Consider the following 17,702-nt stretch of genomic DNA (forward strand, 5'->3'; position numbering starts at 1 on the left):
ATCGGGAGGTGCTTATGTTAGATGAAACAACAAAAGAACAAGTAAAACAATACTTTGAAAGAATCCAAAATCCAATAAATATACGATTGTTTTCCGGAGATCACGAAAAACGTGAAGAGTTGATTGATTTTTTAAATGATATCGTCTCTTTGAGTTCAAAGATTTCTTTGGAACATTCAGAAGATAAAAATGATGGTCTTCGATTTTCCATTTTATCCGAAGGAAAACCAACAGGAATTGAATTTTCAGGAATTCCAATGGGTCATGAATTTACATCATTGATTTTAGCTATTCTTCAATCTGGTGGTAACCCAATCAAATTGGAAGAAGGAATTCTTTCTGCAGTATCAAAACTTAAAGAGAACTTACACTTTGAAACATTTATTTCTCTTGATTGTCATAACTGTCCCGAAGTAGTTCAAACGCTCAATAGTTTTGCTCTTGTGAATCCTTCGATTTCACATAATATGATTGATGGAGCTATGTATCCCGATCTTGTTAAAGAAAAAAATATTCAAGGAGTTCCTGCAGTTTTTCTAAATGGAAAACGATTCCTATCTGGCAAAGCAGAAGCTTCTGTAATTTTTGATAAACTGTTGGAATTGTATTCTGTACCTGAAACAAAAGAAGAAAACTCAAAAATTTCTAACCCTTCTGATATTTATGATGTAACAGTTATTGGTGGTGGTCCATCTGGTGTGACTGCGGCAGTGTATTCTGCTAGAAAAGGATTAAAAACTCTTGTCATCGCGGATCGGTTAGGTGGTCAAGTGAAGGACACTTTAGGGATTGAAAATATAATATCCATTCCTTATACAACAGGTCCAGAACTCACCCATGTATTGTCAGAACAGTTGGACAATAACCAAATTCGCAAAAAAGAAAATGTCCGTGTTTTAAAAATTGAATCTGGTGATTTCAAAACCATCCATTTGAATACAGGAGAACGAATTGTTACAAAAACTGTGATACTTTCTACTGGTGCAAAATGGCGTGAACTCAATGTTCCTGGCGAAAAAGAGTTTGTTGGGAAAGGAGTAGCTTATTGTCCTCACTGCGATGGACCATTTTTTAAAGATAAGGACGTAGCTGTGGTTGGAGGAGGAAATTCAGGTGTTGAAGCAGCACTGGACCTAAGTGGAATCGTTAAATCTGTTACCTTGATTGAGTTTGGTGATAAGCTAAATGCTGATAAGGTGTTACTGGATAAAGTGGCTCAGTCACCAAATATCAAAACTTTGGTAAAGGCACAAACTATGGAAATTCAAACCAATACAGAAAAAGTCACAGGGCTTACTTATAAGGACAGAAGTTCAGAACAAAGAGAAACCATTCCCTTGGATGGAGTTTTTGTTCAGATTGGACTTGTACCAAACAGTAGTTTTGTGAAAGATTTGGTTGCTACCAATCGTTTTGGAGAGATTTTAGTAGATGAAAAATGTAAAACCAATGTTGATGGAATTTTTGCTTGTGGAGATGTAACAAACACACCTTACAAACAAATTATCATTGCCATGGGTGAGGGTGCCAAAGCTGCCATCAGCGCTTTTGAGTACCTTTTACACGCGGCTTGAGGATATCCATTTTTCAAGAGTAGAGTATAGGTCGGCGGCGGAAATTGGTTTGGTGAGAAAATCATTCATGCCAGATTCCATCGCCGTATCTTTTACTGAAAAAAATGCCCCTGCTGTTAACGCAACAATAGGAGTTTTTTTATTAGATCCCTTTTCGAGTTTTCTGATTTCAATTGTTGCCGTATAACCATCCATCACCGGCATTTGTAAGTCCATAAAAATCAGATCAGGAATTTTCTCTTGAAACTGATGGACAGCATCGGCTCCATCGTTTGCATATCTTAGCTTTATGTTGGGATATCTTTTTAATAACATTTTAGATAATAACTTTTTGTTTAAATCGTTATCTTCTACAATCAATATGTCATTTTGAATCAGATTGTTTTCAATAATCACAGATTCATCGGGAGCTGTTTGTTTTTCTTCGAATAAATTAGAAGATACGGATCCTGAAGTATTTGCTTGTAAGGATAATACAAAGCTAAAAGTACTTCCTTTCCCGAGTTCACTTTCAAGTCGTAAGTGGGAATTCATTTTATGGACTAGTTCACTGGTGATCGTAAGTCCAAGCCCAGTACCTCCATACTTTCTTGTAATCGATGTATCTGCTTGTGAAAACGAATCAAATAATTTTGTCTGAGAATTGGGATCAATTCCAATACCTGTATCAGTTACTGCAAATTCAATATCAATGATGTTGTCATTTTGTTTGATAGGTTTGACTGAAACTTCAACTTTTCCTTCATGAGTAAACTTGATAGCATTCCCTATCAAATTTGAAAGCACTTGCCTAAGTCGTAAGGGATCCAAAGATACAAATCTAGGTAATTGGGCATCCAAATGTAGGTTCAAAGGAATGGCCTTTGATGCAGCAGAAATCTGGAAAAGATCCACAGTGGATTGGACTAAATCATTTAAATCGGTACTGATGAATTCAAGTTCCATTTTTCCCGAATCTATTTTAGAAAAATCTAGAATTTGATTTACTAAAGAGAGTAAACTTTTTCCAGAAAGAAATATACTTCTTAAATATTCTTTTTGTTCTTCGGATAGTGACGAATGCAACAAAAGTTCAGTGAATCCGATGATTCCATTGAGTGGAGTTCGGATTTCGTGACTCATATTGGCTAAAAAGTTACCCTTTGCCATGTTTGCTGCTTCTGCCATTTCTTTTGCTTTTCGCAAAGTATATTCTATTTTTTTCGTTTCTGTTAGATCGGAATTGGATCCAACCATTCGAATTTTATTTCCAGAGGAATCGCGTTGGATATAACATCGCGATAAAACATGCGCAAAATTCCCTTTTCGTTTTTTCATTTGGAAACTGAACTCAAATGTTTCTCTTTGAGAGAGCATAATATTTTCTAAGAATTCAGAAACCCAGTCCAAATCGTCGGGATGAATTAAACTTTTCCAATAACTGATGGGAACATTTTCTGGTTTTTCATCGTTACCAAATTCTAGCCACCATCGTCGTGAATAAATGACAGTATCGTTGACCAAGTCCCAATCGAACCAACCATCGGAACTTACTTCTAAAATTAATGCATAACGTTCATTAGATTCTTTTAATGCATTTTCAGCACGTTTTTGTTCGGTTATGTCTTTACTAGCACCTACGATAAATTTAAATTTTTCTTCCACTAAGATAGGAGTAAGAGCAGTAGTCCAAATTCTAGTACCTGCAGGCATAGGAAGACTTTCTTCATAAGAAATTGTAGTTTTTGCCTTTAATGCATTTTGGAAATTTTTGATAACAGGAATTCCTAACTTTTCACCTAACAAATCGATGGGTGTTTTCCCTTGTATATAGGATTGGGTAACCCCAGTAGATTTTTCGTATGCCGCATTGATGCGACGAATTACAAATTCTCCGTTGTCCATTACCTCAACAAGAAACATAGAATCTTGACTTCCATTAAACAAAATATTGTTTTCAAGTAAGAGTTCTTTGATTTCTACGGATTCATTTTTAATAACATCTTGTAAGGATAACAGTTCTGAAATGTCAGCGACTACTCCGTCAAAGCGGAGGATTTCTCCAGCTTCATTCCGAATCAATCTTCCTTGGCATTGAACAAATTTAGTTTGTTTGTCTTTCGTAAGAATTCGATAACGAACTCGAATTTTACCATCAATATTTAAAGTAGTTAATGCGAGTTCAACGATAGAACGATCATCAAGATGGATAAGCTCCCGCCATGCATCTCTATGATCAGTGAAGTATTCGATAGGATATCCAGTGAGAGTTTCAACAGAAGGGCTTATGTAGAGAATTTGTAATTCAGGATAACTGGCCGAAAATATAACCTCCTCCATTGCGGAGAGAATTTGCATTTCCAATGAAGGGGGAGGCGGGCGCATACCCTCCATTTGACGAATCTTTTCGCAAGATCTAACATACTAAATTAGATCTTTCTAATAAGAAATGGGAGTGCCAAAAAAGGGGAGAGTTTACTGTAGTTCATCCCTAGCAGATCCGTCCCATTCAAAACTCGAAATTCATCTACGAAATAGGGCCAAGGAAAGGGAGCATTTTTTGTATACTCAAGAATTAAGCTAGGTTTTCCATCGAGTCGGGATTTCCCAATGGATAGGTCCATCGGATAACGCATTTGGAAATCTGTAGAGTGGGGAGGTAAAAATAAATTGTAAGCGATTTCAGACCCATCGAATGATTTTCCCCACCAATGACGAAAGGACAAAAAGTTCAAACTAAAACGAGCACTGTTTTGAAACCATTTAGGTCCAAGCCATTCTGCCTGGTAATTGCCTGTCGGAAAGGATTCAGGTGCCTTTAATTCCAAGAACTGTTTTTTAAATTCAAATAGGGACATCGTCATCAATCAAATTTCAAATTAACAAAAGCATAGCGAAAATTCCGATCCTGTTAAAAAAATATGGAAAGATTTCCCATTTCATTCAGGAAAGAGTTGGCAATTGCAAGTACCCATCGTAGAACAGGGAACATTCGAATTTCGGAGTCCACATGCGTAAGTTGGTATTGGCTTTTAGTTTTTTATTTTTTCTTAGTTCTTGTAATCCTCTCGCAGGTTTTTTCCGGTCCATCAAACGCACTTTCTTTCCTAGCAGTTGCCGAATCGAAGTTAAACTAGACACAACAGATTTAAAATATCTAGAAGACCTTTGGGACTACCGCATTACAGTTTCAGAAGATACCAATTTACAAGAGTTTGCTTCAGCAGTTCAAATTTCGCCAAAACCATCCTTCCCTAGAACCGATTTTTCTGATTATGTAACTCGGGAATTTTCTCTTGATTCTTGGAACTTTGATCCAGGAGTCGAATACGAAATCAAAATTGGAAAATTTTACGCTGAGAACGATTGTTTCTTAGAAACGCCTGTTAGTTTCAAGCTACCAGTGATGGCAAAAAAACCTTCCTTTTATTTATCTAGGGAAAATATATTTGAATCCAACTTAAACAAGGTACTTCCTATCTCCATTTCCAACGTTCCAGAATTTCAAATTCGTTCTGCAGAATTATCTATTCCTATTCTTGTCGATGCAGTTGCTACACTCGGAAATAAATACTATGAATTTGAAAACCAATTAAATTGGAAAAAATCTGTTTGGAAGTCGGGGGTCAAAGTCAATTCCTTTGGAAACCAAGGGATGGATATTGATAATTATTTTGGTTCCAAACCGAATACAAAAGCATGGATCGCATTCCAATTAGGTGCAAATATCATTGGTGAAAATAATAAAGAAGAGTACAAAAAAGAATCGATATTCTTACAATCTACAAACTTAGGTATCACAACCAAGTTAGATCCGAATACACTTCATGTATGGGTACATAGTCTTTCCAAGGCAGAACCTGTAGCTAATACAAATATTAGTTTGTATGAAAAAGGAAATTTACGAGGCACTTGTAAAACTGACAAAGATGGACATTGCACTGTGCCAGCCATCAGCGATTTAAAGTATTTCGACAAATCCGTGTTAATTGCGGAAGATACTTCCGGTGATAAAGCATTCCTTCATTTTAATGAAACACATATAGAAGGGTATAGCGATTATTACACGGACAACTATGTAAAAGGTAAAATATACTTTGATAGAAAGTTGTACAGACCAGGGGATCGCGTAGAGATCAAAGCAGTCCTTGCTGACAGAAAAAATGGAGCATTGGTACCTTATTCATCAAAAACCGTAAATGTACAAATTCGAGATTCCCGTGGTAAGGATGTAACCAATTCAAATCTTACATCCACTGGGCAAGGGGGAGTGGCCACAGGTTATACAATTCCCTCTGATGCTCCCCTGGGACATTATTCTGTTTCTATTTATTTACCTGGGAAAGATGGTTCGATCACCTATGATACCTTTCAAGTAGAAGAATTTCGACCAGTGAATTTTATGGTGAATGTAAATTTGGCGAATGTTGTGAACAAAGACCAGAATGTAAAAGGGTCTGTGGAAGGTAAATATATGTTCGGAGCTCCAATGGGAGGAGCTAAGGTTAGTTATTCGGTATTAAAAAGAAAACGTTATATAAACTTTGATGCATTTTCAAATTATGATTTTTCCGACACTTGGTATGATTACGAAGACGAATATTCAAGTGGAAATTCGGATTATGTAACCGGTTCCGAAGGAGTATTAGACAGTAAGGGACTCTTTAGTTTAGACATTCCAGTTCAAGATCTAACCCGTAAGTTTTTAACCGATGGAGAAGATATCGAAATTGCTGATCCGTTTCATTTGGTTGTGGAATCTTCTGTCTTCGATGTAGATGGAAAGTCTGTTACAAAATCTTCCAGTATACCATACAATCCATCGGAAACCTATGTAGGTTTAAAATGTAATGATAGATACCAACCTTTGGACAAACCGTTCCAGTTTGGAGCTGTGGCAGTCAACTTACAAGGAAAAGCTGTCGCTGGCGCAGAACTAAAGGCTTATATTATTTATAATGATTGGACTTCTGTTTTGTCTCAAGGTATAGGAAAGTTCTTTTTTAGAAGTAACCAGCTAACAAAAAAAGTTGTTGAGACAAAAAAACTGATTTCTAAAGCGGATGGTGTCAGTTTTGATTATCGTGCCAAAGATCCTGGAAGTTATACGGTTTTGATTCTAAATCGAGACAAAGTTTTTTCTCGAGTAGATTTTTATGCTTACGAAAAAGAATCTTATTATACTTGGGACTTTCGGGGCGATGATTCTATCGAGTTACGTTCTGATAAAAAAGAATATAAAATTGGTGACAAAGCAAAGATTTTGATTAAGTCTCCTTTGCAAAATGCACGAGTCATCGTTACTGTAGAAAGAGATTCCGTGTATTTCAAAAAATCTTTTTTGATGAAAGGAAACAGTGCTCCTTTAGAAATTCCTATTGAAGAATCATACCTTCCAAATGTTGATGTCAACGTAGTTATGTTATCAGGAAGATTGCCGGTGCCTGAAGGTCTTTCTACCGATGACATCAAAGAGTTCAATGAACAAGATTTAGGTGCTCCAAAAGCCAAAACAGGTTCCGTTACATTAAAGGTAAATTTAGAATCGAGAACAGCTCCTGTTGTGATCAAAACTGACAAAACCGAATACCAACCAAGGGAACAGGTAAAATTATCAATTCAATCTAGTCCCGGAGCGGAACTAACTGTTTCTGTGGCAGATCGCGGAGTGTTAGACTTGGTAGGATATTCTTTTCAAAGCCCAGTGCAAATGTTCTACCAGTATTGGTATAGTATTGTGAAAACTTTTGAACTTCGTAGTATGATCATCAAACATTATATATACGAAAACAAAGGGGATAGTCCCGGAGGGGATTATGGTGAAGATTCGGGGGGAGGGTTCTCTGCGGAATCAGAATCCGGAGCTAGGAAAGACTTTCGATATACTGCTTATTGGAATCCTATTGTCACAGCGGACAGTAATGGAAATGCAGATTTAAGTTTTACTTTACCAGATAATTTGACAACGTTTCGGGTCATGGTTGCATCTTCCGCCAATGGAAAGTTTGGTGCATCAAATACGGAATTTATCGTCAAAAAGAATCTAGTTTTACAAAAGACTGTTGCCAGATTCATTCGAGTGGGCGATAGTTTAGAGTTAGGTGGTAGTATTACCAATAATACAAAGAAAAAAGGAAAGTTTAAATATAAAATTGAGTCTAAGTTTCTTCCAGATGATAAAGGTTGGATATCAATTGAACTTGCTGCAGGACAAACCAAAGAAGTTCTAAGAAGTTTCCAGATTTCTGAATCTCAGTACATCAAACTAAAACTAGATCATCCAAAGGATGAAATTCAAATGTCATATCAAATTTCAGTGGAACCAGAAAACGCCACTGAATTTGTTAATTTGAAAAAATCTGATCTTTCTGATGCTCTAGTTGTAACCGTTCCTATCAAAGAATTTGATCCTGTAACATCGGTTCAATTTTCTGGTTATACAGATTCCGAACACAAAACGCTAATCGCATTTCCTAAAAAAGAATCAATATTACTCAATAAAGGTTCGTTGGACATTCGTATGTCGGGAACTGCACTCACAGCTTTAAAATCTGCCTTTGACTTCTATGAATCCAACCCTTATTTTTGTATGGAACAAAGAACTTCAGCCTATTTACTTTCATTGAGTGCAGGGGAGTTACTAAAGGAATTTCAATATAAAGCTCCTTCAAAAGATTCTTATGATTTTACTCAAATCGAAAAATTATTTTTAGATGAGATGTCTGATTTTCAATCCTCTGATGGAAGTTTTAAAGTTTGGAAAGGTCATGGTCGAACTGGATATCCTTATTTAACAGCCTACATTGCTTCAGTAATGCAAATAGCAAAAGAGAAAGGAAAAAGATCAAATTCACAAGCATACCTTGCGGCCATACAATACTTACAAAATTATGTAAAGAATCCTACGGAAACATCGATTAATTCCTACCAAACTCTCAGTTTAATTTATTCTGTCCTTTCGAAAGACAAAAAGGACATTCATTCATTAGAAAAAACATTAGTAGATCATTTTGAGGAATTAAATTTAAAGTCACGGGGAATTTTTCTAACTGCCTATGCTGAAACACATAAATTAGAATCTTATGAATCTGATACTGTTTTTAAAAAGTTATTTTCTGAATATACCAAATACATTGGATACGAAAAGGAACTATTCACATTAAAACCACTAAAGCAAGATGCAGAGGAAGCTTACTACTACTCTTACTATAGTTCCTCTAGTGTACTTGGGAATTATTTACGATTGTTACTAAAGGTAGATTCTAAAAATCCGCGAATTGTAGAACTTGTGAAATCTATAATGATGGATCGGCAAAATCATTTTTGGTCTGATAGTCATAGTGTGGGAACTGTTGCACTTGCGTTATTTGAATATAGAAATCGTTTTGAATCAACTTCTGCTGATACGGAAGGACAGGCAATCTTTGGTGAAAAAACTTTAATTGATGAATCTTTTTCTGCTTCTTCTGATTCCATCTATAAAGAAGAAATTACCTTTGATCGCCTTTTCGAAGGAAAGGATCCATCGGGTAGACCTTTGCTATTTAAACGCACTAGTGCTGAAGGAAGGTTGTATTTCCAATCTAGATTGATGTATGTTCCCGTAAAAGACACAACCACTCAAAAGTTCAATGGACTTGAAATTAGAAAAACTTTATACAGAATTGATGGTAGAAATTCAAATGGTGATGCCATCTTAAAAGAAGCGACAAGTATGCAACGTGGATCAACATATCTTGTCAAATTGAAAATACTGAGTAACACCGAACAGGCATTTGCTATGATTGTGGATCCAATTCCGAGTAACACAGAAATTGTAAACACTTCATTTTTGACAGAAAAAACTTCAGACGCTGAAGAAACCGAAGTTACGGAAAATTATTATGGAAGATACAAAGAATACCGTGATGATCGTGTTATCTTTTCGGAAGATAGACTTGGAAGAGGAGAAACAGAGTTTAATTATATATTACGGCCGGTTGCAAAAGGAAATTCTATTCTGCCTGCATCCAAAACTTTTTTAATGTATCATCCACAGTTTTATGGAAATACTAATACCATTAGAGTGAAAGTGGAGTGATTTCGAAAAAAAAATTCATTCTTTATATCCTGTTAGGGGGAAGCGTAATATTCCCCATAGCAGGATTTTTGTTAAGACCTGTATCCTTCGAATCCCTTCGAAATCAAACAACAGTTCGTATCCTAACCAAGGAAGGAACTCTCATTGGAAGAGGAAAAAACCAAAATCAAACAAGGCAAGATTGGGAAAGTATTCATGAGTATCCAAACTATGTTCCTGAAATTCTAAAGATTGCCGAAGACAAACGATTTGATTATCACCATGGAATTGATCTTTTTGCAGGTTTTAATTCTCTTTACTCTTATCTTTTTTCTAAAGGAAAAAGAGGTGGAGCTTCGACACTTACCATGCAACTGGTGCGAATTCAAAATCCGGAAATTCGTTCGTATCCAGTTTTACTGCGCAAAGTTTTTGAAATTTCCGAAGCACTCAGGTATGAAGTTTGGTTAACAAAGTCCGAAATATTAGAAGCTTATCTTAATTCCATATCAATTCATTCCAATATTGTTGGGTTTCCATCTGCCTCACTTACGTTATTTGGAAAACACATTCGTTTTTTATCAATTGAGGAAGCTGTATACCTTACTGTTTTGATCAGGAAAAACCAACCTGGATTAGAGGAACTCTCTATTCGTTATCAGAATTTAAGTGAGAGGATCACTTATAAGTTACCAAGATTAAAAGATCCCAATGAACTTACAATTGATACAAAGTTTAAAAATAAACCTGATTTTTCCGAACATTGGAAGGGAGAAAATCAGCATTTTCTCATTTGGATTCGAAAGTTGATATCAATTCCTTCAGAAGAATTTGTATCTTCTTTATCTTCTGAATTAAATTCTGAGTTACATGCAATAGTTAATTCTGAATTAGATGGTTTAGAACGATGGAATGTTTCCAACGCATCTGCTATTGTGTTGGAACGTGTATCTGGAAAGGAAGACGAACTAGAACTAAAAGGTATGATTGGTTCTAAAAATTTTTTCGAAGATGGAAATGGAATGGTAAATGGTAGTTTGGCTTATAGAGATGCAGGAAGTACACTAAAACCTTTGTTATATGCTGTTGCTATAGAAAAAGGGTTTTATACTGTAAATTCTATATTCTCTGATGAAAAATATTCATTTTCATTAGGCCAAGGAGGTAACTACCTTCCTAGAAATTCTGACCTACGTTATTGGGGTGACTTAACTTTAGCAGAGGCTCTCGGTAATTCTAGAAATATTCCCGCTGTCACGGCAATCAATCAAATGGGAGTCACAACCTTTTATCGTTTTTTACAAACCGCTGGATTTACGCATCTAAAAGAATCGCCACAGTTTTATGGACCAGGCCTCGCATTGGGTTCCGGAGGAACAAGTCTTCTTCAGCTAACGCGCGCTTACGGATCATTTCCTTTGAATGGAATATTACCAAAAATTCGTTTGGGAAAAATTGATAAGAATCCATTATATTTTAGTTTCTCGACTCGACTCTTCTCCGGCGAAACAGCTGAAGAGTTGAAGTTTGTTCTAAAAGATCCGAAATTAAGACAAAGAGCCTTCGGTAGAAGGAGTTATTTGGATTTTCCATTTCCAGTTTCTATTAAAACAGGAACTTCGAAAGATTATCGCAATTCTTGGACTGTAGCATTTAATGATCGTTATGTTGTTGGAGCATGGGTAGGAAACTTTTCTGGAGAAAGGACTATGGACGTTTCAGGATCTTTTGGTGCAGGAAGAATTGTTCAAAATATATTTCGCAGTTTAATGAAAGATAAACCTGCTTTGGATTTTAAATCAAGTTATACAGAAACTAGAAATTTTTGTCGTCTCACAGGTAAATTGGCTTCTAACCAATGTCCTTCTATTGCTTTGAAAGTAAGAAAAAAAATAATTCTTAACGATTTATGTGACAAACACAAGTTAGAATCCAATCCATCCATATTAGGGGTTGGATTTGTTTATCCTTCTATGGGACAAGTTTATTTATACCATCCATCGTATGAAAAAGATACACAGAGTATTCCTGTTCGAGTTCGGGAGTATCAAACATTAAAAGTTCCAAAATTAGTTTGGAATGGAAAAACAGAATTTAAACCTACTTCCAATGGTGACTTACGTTTGCCCATCGTCCGTGGGAAACATTCATTAGTATTATACGATGGCGATATAATGAAGGCATCAGTTAATTTTGAAGTTAAATAAATTAGTCAATTTTAAGAACGAGTATTTGGAGGGAAAATTCTCACTAACCATTTGGTATTTGTTTTTGTATTGTTTTTATTGGCCTATTTCCTTTTCATTTGGAGTTTGGTTTTATTTCCATGGAATTTTTGTTTCCATATTTACAATCTTTGTTATAGTTTTAGAATTTTATATTAATCAAAAATCAAATAATAGAAACAGATTAAACACAATGTGTCGTTTAGTTTTATGGTCCTTCTTTGTATTGATCTTTACTTACCAAGAAATCTACCAAACTTCTGTAACATTAGATCTGGTGATTTATTCTTTCCAAAATCTATCATTGTTGTACGGAGATTTTTTTACGTTTTTATACCATTGGGATTTTTTGCAGTGGTTGGCATTGGCTACCGGAATCTATTTGGTTTTCGATAAAAATAGGAAGAGAATTTTTTTCACTCTATTGATTATTTCCATACTATTTCTATATTTACGATTTACATCGCAGTGGATGATTAACGATAACTATACAAAAGTAACCACTTCTTTTCAAATCAAAAAAGGAAAAACAGTTTTAGAATCTATCCCGGGTAAGCCAAATATTGTTTTTGTTTTATTAGAAGGTGTTTCTAGAAAACAACTGTCTTCATTACAGTCACGTTATATTGATTTTTCTTTATTGGAAGGTTCTCATTTTTGGATCCCGATGCCACATACTTCCAAAAGTTTGTTAACTTGGATGACAGGAGAAGCACAACTTAAAAATTCTCGACTACAATTGGATGATTCTGTATTCGAATTGAATCTTCCTGTGTTATTACAAAAAAAACATAATTACCAAACGGTAATGATATATACACAATCAATTTATTTGGAAGGAATGGAACAGTTTTTCCCTAAAATATTTCAAACAATAGTTGATAAATCAATTTTAGAAAAAAGATACGGATCTCTTTATCCATCATTTAGTTGGGGTATGGACGACAGAGTCATTCTTCCCGCAATGAACCAAATCAATATTACAGAGAAGAATCCTTTATTTTTATTGATTGGACTAAGCCAAACGCATAGTCCTTATTTTGTAGTAAACGAAAATACTCATTCGCAATGGAATTCACCGTTAGTTCGCTATCATGCATCTATAAACGAGGAGGTTGCAGTATTAGATAGTATCATTTCTTATTGGAAAGAAAACTCTTCTCGAGAGACTCTATTGATACTTTCTGCTGATCATGGAGAATCATTTGGAGAAGAAGGAGCTTTCGCTCATAACTATTCATTATACAATCAAGAAACGGATGTTCCCTTCTTATTCTATTTTCTAAAATCAGGACAAGTATACATTCCTAAATTAGGAACTTCTGTAGATTTTAAAGAAACAATATTAAGATTACTAGAAACAAACACAAACCTATTGAGTGAAAAATCGAAAGTTAATTTTTTTAATCATAATTACCAACCAAGTTTAGTATTAAAAACTTGGAACTCCGAAGTACAAAAAGCTTGGATCAATCATGATAAAAAATATATTTATCACAGTGATAGGGATCAATTGCTACAAATGGATTTCATAGAAGATAACAGAACTCCGATTTCAGATCTACGTTTGAAACAAAAAGTATTGAATCAAATTTACTCCGAAATTCGTTAAGTGATTTTATTACCATTCAGAAGTGTAAGAATTGAAGTTTTTAGAAAGTTTTTGTAATCCAAAACAAAGATATCTAATCCATCTTCTTTCACTGCTTCTCTTACTTGGTTTGAAGGAAATCCATGAGACCAAGATCCTACTGCCAAGGCATGGCATTGCATAAGAAATAAGAATCCTGATTGTTCGTTTAAAAAAGGAAAAGCCTGTATTAATAAAGGTAGAATTTTAGAAATTTGTTCCTTCAAACTAAGTTTAAATTCTCGTATGGTAGCAATACTTGCATTTTTTTCTAAGATAGTAGGGACAATCGGTAAAAGTTTTAAAAACCGAACATGTCTATCCATTGAATTAACAAACCACTTCGAAAAAAAATCAGCATCGATACTTTTTGTTTCTGATAAAAATACTTCCATGTCCAAAAACCATGCTTCATAATCGGCACTGTGTACTCTAAGACAAAGATCTTCTTTCGTTGGAAAATATAAATAAAGAGTTCCTTTTGCAATTTTTGCACGTTTAGCAACTTCATCCATGGAAAGTTCCGCCCAATCTTTTTTTTGTAAAAGAAAGGCTGCGGATTGAAGTATGGATGTGCGTTTGGAAAGTTTGTCTTTTTCCAAAACAGCTCTCTTTTTTGGCAAACGTTCTGCAATCGGCGCGCGGCTCATACCTTCCTGGATAGGAAGATCCTATAAAATATGCTAGAAAAAAATGGTTATTGACCAGGGGTCAATTTAGAGCAACCACCAGTCATTTATCTTTGACTTGCGGTCACCAAAGAAATTTCTTTTGACTGTAAATATACAATAAGTCTATACAAAATTGGTTTTGTTTGTTATTGTTCGGTCATGAGAATAGATAAATTCTAATACTTTACATTTATCTAAAACAAGGAGATATTTATGAAAGGTCGTCGTTTATTTTGGTTTTTTTTGGCAATTTTACTTGTTATCGAATTGCCGCTCTTGTATGGAAAAACCAATTCATGTCTGACAACAACCGAAGAACAAAAAATTGAAAAACTATTAAAACGTGTGGGAAAAATCCAAGGCAGTTTTATTCGAAATGGAGATTCACATACAGCCGAAGAAGCAGAAAAACATCTTCGATATAAATTACAAGAAGCAAAAAACTCGATTTTTGCACCTGACCCGAAAGAATGGACTGCTAAACTATTCATAGAGAAAATTGCATCAAAATCATTTTTAACAGGGACTCCCTATTTAATAAAAACTTCTGATGGAAAAGAAACTAAATCCTCTGATTGGCTTTTTACAGAATTAGGTAAAATAGAATCTTGTTTATAGAATAATTTTGATTAGTTATTATTTATGATCATATCTATGTCTTAAGGCTATTTGTTATTCTTGAGAAGTTTGGAATCCAAGTTGAGATGGGGAATCACTTTCGGTCGAGAACACTTTGTCCATATATCCAAATTTTCCACCACATAACTCTTTCATTTGATCAGTGCGCTGGTTTACAGTTCCACCAAGGTTTGAGCTGTAACGGATACGATCGAAAGCACCGCTTTCTGGACGAATCCAAACATCAGCAATTTGGTATGTACCTGTTCCTGTCCCAGATGTAACCGACGCACCGGAAGTATAACGATCAAATGTATTGGGAATACGAGACCTATTTCTCCAAAGTCCAGAAGAGTCAAGTAAAGTAGGTGGTTCTTCAAAGTTAGGGACATCACCGCTAGAAGAACCGAGAAATGATATCCATTGCAAACCACCGTTCAAATTGTACTGAGCAAAGGCATAATGTTGAGTATCGCTCTGTATAGGTTCTTTTACAACTGTACTCCAGGATATGTTAGTCGTTAGAAGTTGTAAAATTGAAGTATTTGAAACTGCAATTTGTCTACTATCTCCATAAGTTGCACTTGTGTAGCCATTATAGACAAAGATTTCACGGACACCGCTTATTGTATTAAACTTTGTTATGTAAGGTAATTGAGTTCCTAATGAAGGATGAGTTGTTCCTTCGACACTTCCATCCGTCGTACCAGCAAGATATACATATCCATTTGAATATGATACATTAAATGGAAAGTCGTTCCCTGAACTGGAAATATATTTTTGGAAAATTCCAATGCCATTTTGGTCAATATTTCCGTACAATATATCCGTATCTGACTCGCTTCCTAAACTTGAATTTTCAATACTAGGTAGTTCCAACAGCGGAGTATGTCCATTGCCTCCGTCCAACGTAATAAAAAAATGAAACCTATCTAAATTATCTACAGTTGTCACTAAGTAAATTCCCAAATCTATCGAATCCAAATAGGTATACCAAACTCGACTTCCATCTCCTCGATGCCTTCCCAAATATACTGACATTCCTGCATCAGCTTTTGGAGAAATATTGGATGGAATAAATTGGCCACTTCCCATTGCGATAAAACTTACCGCTAAGTCACCGTTAGAGTATAGATGGAGTCTTGGTTTAAAATTAAGTGAACTATAAACTTCGCCCAAATAATCGATCCATTGAATGTCTCCGTTATTTCTAGCAACACGCATGATAAAAAAGTTTTTTGTGAGACCGGGAGTTCCGGCAAAAGAACCAGTGATTCCTTGTAACTCTCCTGAATTGATAGGGTCCTCAGTGATTCCTACGATGACAATGTCACCATTGGGAAGAAATTGAAAGTCGGTTCCAAACGTGGAATAGTTTCCAGTACCATAACGCCTGTTCCACTGTGAAAAATTTGAACATGAATTGTTTAAAAGAGCGGACTGGATGAGATTTCGTAACCAGAAATCATTGGTTGCTGGATCATTGGGATTGTTTAAGTTTAACTTACAAGAAAAAGCAATCAGAAATAGGATGGCAAGAAATAGACGGTGTAACATAAGCATTAAGTTTGGAAAGATAATACCATCTCATTTCTTTGTAGGTTAGGTGACGATTTGAATTTTTTTAACTAACTACTTTTTCAATTGTTTCGCTGAAGAGATAGGATTTTAGTAAAATAATTGTAAACAATGGTTGTAAAAAATAGGAACTATTGTAGTGTATTCCACCATACCAATGCAGTAGGAGTTACCTATGAATCGATTTTCTCTGTTTTCTTTTTTCATTCTACTTTTCAGTTTTTCTTTATCTGCGGAAAAAATCGAATCTGAGTTTTCATTTGCTACGGACTTTAATATACGTCCTACGTTTGTTGAGGGGAACAATCCATTTTTTGTCAACGGTGGGAAATGGATCTATTTAGGACGGACTGCAGATTTTGATGAACCTGGCCTTTATTTTTTTGATACAAAATCCAAAGAGAGAATTTATCGCTCAGTACCCTTGGAAGCTTATTACATTACACACTCTACAGAGTTTATCGGGCAAATAGAGACAAAAGGCAAACGTTTGCCGCTAACCATATATGAGTTTTTGTTTTACGATGAATCAACACAAAGGGCTGGTTTTGTAATTGAAAATAAACATAAATCAGTTAATGCAAAAAGATATTTTTTTGTAGGATGGGACTTGTCTATGAATCAAATCGATATGGTCGAACCAATCTATGAAATCGCAGAAGATGATAAAAAATCTTTTGCACAAAGTTCAGCCGTTGGATATTCACAGGAAAACAATACCGGTTACTTCACCTTCGCTGTGGATGCAGATCTAAAAGATGATGAATCAGAAGATGTTACTGCTTTTATATATAAAATTCAAAACCAAAATTTAACTAAACTAAAAGAATACAAATCTAGATTTTATCCATACACACCTGAGTTCCATCCTGATTCAAAACAAATCGTGATCGCTTGTTATACGGAAGCTTTTCAAAAACGAAATCCAACGGGATATTTATATAAATTAGATTCAAACGAATTCCAAGAGTTTTCTATTCCATCCACTCCTTATGGAATTAGTTTTTCGAAAGATGGAAAGTATTTGTATATGGCTGCGTCTGACACTGGAGAAGTTCGTATGTATAATACAGGAAATCTGAATGAAGTCAAAAAATCAAAATGGGGAACTTTTGGTCATAAATTAGGATTTTGGAAGGATGGAGAACTTGTTTGGGTAAGAAACTCAGGACTTCATATTTATGATCCCATAACTCTAAAACAAAAGAAAGTCATCCCTACAAAAAAATTCTATAAGAACCATGTCAATGTTAGTGGATCGGCCTTTTTGCCATTTCAAAAATTATTATTGAGGAATATATTGGAAGATCCGGCTGGCGGAGCTGCCAACCGAGTCTTAATCGCAGATTAAAAATGAGATCCTTATCT

General features: G+C 35.2%; 10 protein-coding genes. 6 read left to right on the forward strand and 4 right to left on the reverse strand.

All coding sequences use genetic code 11. The features are described 5' to 3' along the window. Positions 1–14 precede the first annotated feature (14 nt). On the forward strand, positions 15–1,574 hold the full coding sequence (gene ahpF / locus LEP1GSC203_RS07380) for an alkyl hydroperoxide reductase subunit F (RefSeq protein ID WP_002973359.1): 1,560 nt from the start codon (positions 15–17) through the stop codon (positions 1,572–1,574). Here ahpF and LEP1GSC203_RS07385 read toward each other — a convergent pair. Next, a complete protein-coding gene (locus tag LEP1GSC203_RS07385; protein ID WP_002973509.1) occupies positions 1,560–3,938 on the reverse strand; it encodes an ATP-binding protein in 2,379 nt (792 codons plus the stop codon). The two genes, ahpF and LEP1GSC203_RS07385, sit on opposite strands and share 15 nt — an antisense overlap. Before the next feature lie 44 nt (positions 3,939–3,982). Then, positions 3,983–4,417: a hypothetical protein gene (locus tag LEP1GSC203_RS07390; protein ID WP_039937476.1), complete on the reverse strand. Its 435-nt coding sequence runs from the start codon at positions 4,415–4,417 to the stop codon at positions 3,983–3,985. A gap of 146 nt (positions 4,418–4,563) precedes the next feature. Between LEP1GSC203_RS07390 and LEP1GSC203_RS07395 the strand changes: the two genes are divergently transcribed. The 3 genes from LEP1GSC203_RS07395 (at position 4,564) to LEP1GSC203_RS07405 (ending at position 13,449) form a co-directional block, all read left to right on the forward strand. Then, the gene (locus LEP1GSC203_RS07395; protein WP_002973391.1) at positions 4,564–9,633 is read left to right on the forward strand and encodes an alpha-2-macroglobulin family protein; all 5,070 of its coding nucleotides are present in this window, start codon (positions 4,564–4,566) and stop codon (positions 9,631–9,633) included. Beyond that, positions 9,630–11,819: a transglycosylase domain-containing protein gene (locus tag LEP1GSC203_RS07400; RefSeq protein WP_002973457.1), complete on the forward strand. Its 2,190-nt coding sequence runs from the start codon at positions 9,630–9,632 to the stop codon at positions 11,817–11,819. The genes LEP1GSC203_RS07395 and LEP1GSC203_RS07400 overlap by 4 nt, the downstream gene beginning before the upstream one ends. A gap of 211 nt (positions 11,820–12,030) precedes the next feature. Beyond that, positions 12,031–13,449: a sulfatase-like hydrolase/transferase gene (locus tag LEP1GSC203_RS07405; protein WP_232225824.1), complete on the forward strand. Its 1,419-nt coding sequence runs from the start codon at positions 12,031–12,033 to the stop codon at positions 13,447–13,449. Here LEP1GSC203_RS07405 and LEP1GSC203_RS07410 read toward each other — a convergent pair. Further along, on the reverse strand, positions 13,446–14,117 hold the full coding sequence (locus LEP1GSC203_RS07410; RefSeq protein WP_002973547.1) for a TetR/AcrR family transcriptional regulator: 672 nt from the start codon (positions 14,115–14,117) through the stop codon (positions 13,446–13,448). The two genes, LEP1GSC203_RS07405 and LEP1GSC203_RS07410, sit on opposite strands and share 4 nt — an antisense overlap. 234 nt (positions 14,118–14,351) lie before the next feature. On the opposite strand from LEP1GSC203_RS07410, the gene LEP1GSC203_RS07415 reads away from it, so the two are divergent. Next, positions 14,352–14,756: a DUF5329 family protein gene (locus tag LEP1GSC203_RS07415; protein WP_002973331.1), complete on the forward strand. Its 405-nt coding sequence runs from the start codon at positions 14,352–14,354 to the stop codon at positions 14,754–14,756. Positions 14,757–14,810: 54 nt separating this feature from the next. Here LEP1GSC203_RS07415 and LEP1GSC203_RS07420 read toward each other — a convergent pair whose 3' ends face one another. Continuing rightward, complete coding sequence (locus tag LEP1GSC203_RS07420) at positions 14,811–16,313, reverse strand: hypothetical protein (RefSeq protein ID WP_039937477.1); 1,503 nt, start codon at positions 16,311–16,313, stop codon at positions 14,811–14,813. Positions 16,314–16,509: 196 nt separating this feature from the next. On the opposite strand from LEP1GSC203_RS07420, the gene LEP1GSC203_RS07425 reads away from it, so the two are divergent. Beyond that, positions 16,510–17,685, forward strand: coding sequence for a YncE family protein (locus tag LEP1GSC203_RS07425; RefSeq protein WP_002973531.1), 1,176 nt, complete (start codon positions 16,510–16,512; stop codon positions 17,683–17,685). Positions 17,686–17,702: the final 17 nt, after the last annotated feature.

It is taken from the genome of Leptospira terpstrae serovar Hualin str. LT 11-33 = ATCC 700639, assembly GCF_000332495.1.
Taxonomy (GTDB): domain Bacteria; phylum Spirochaetota; class Leptospiria; order Leptospirales; family Leptospiraceae; genus Leptospira_A; species Leptospira_A terpstrae.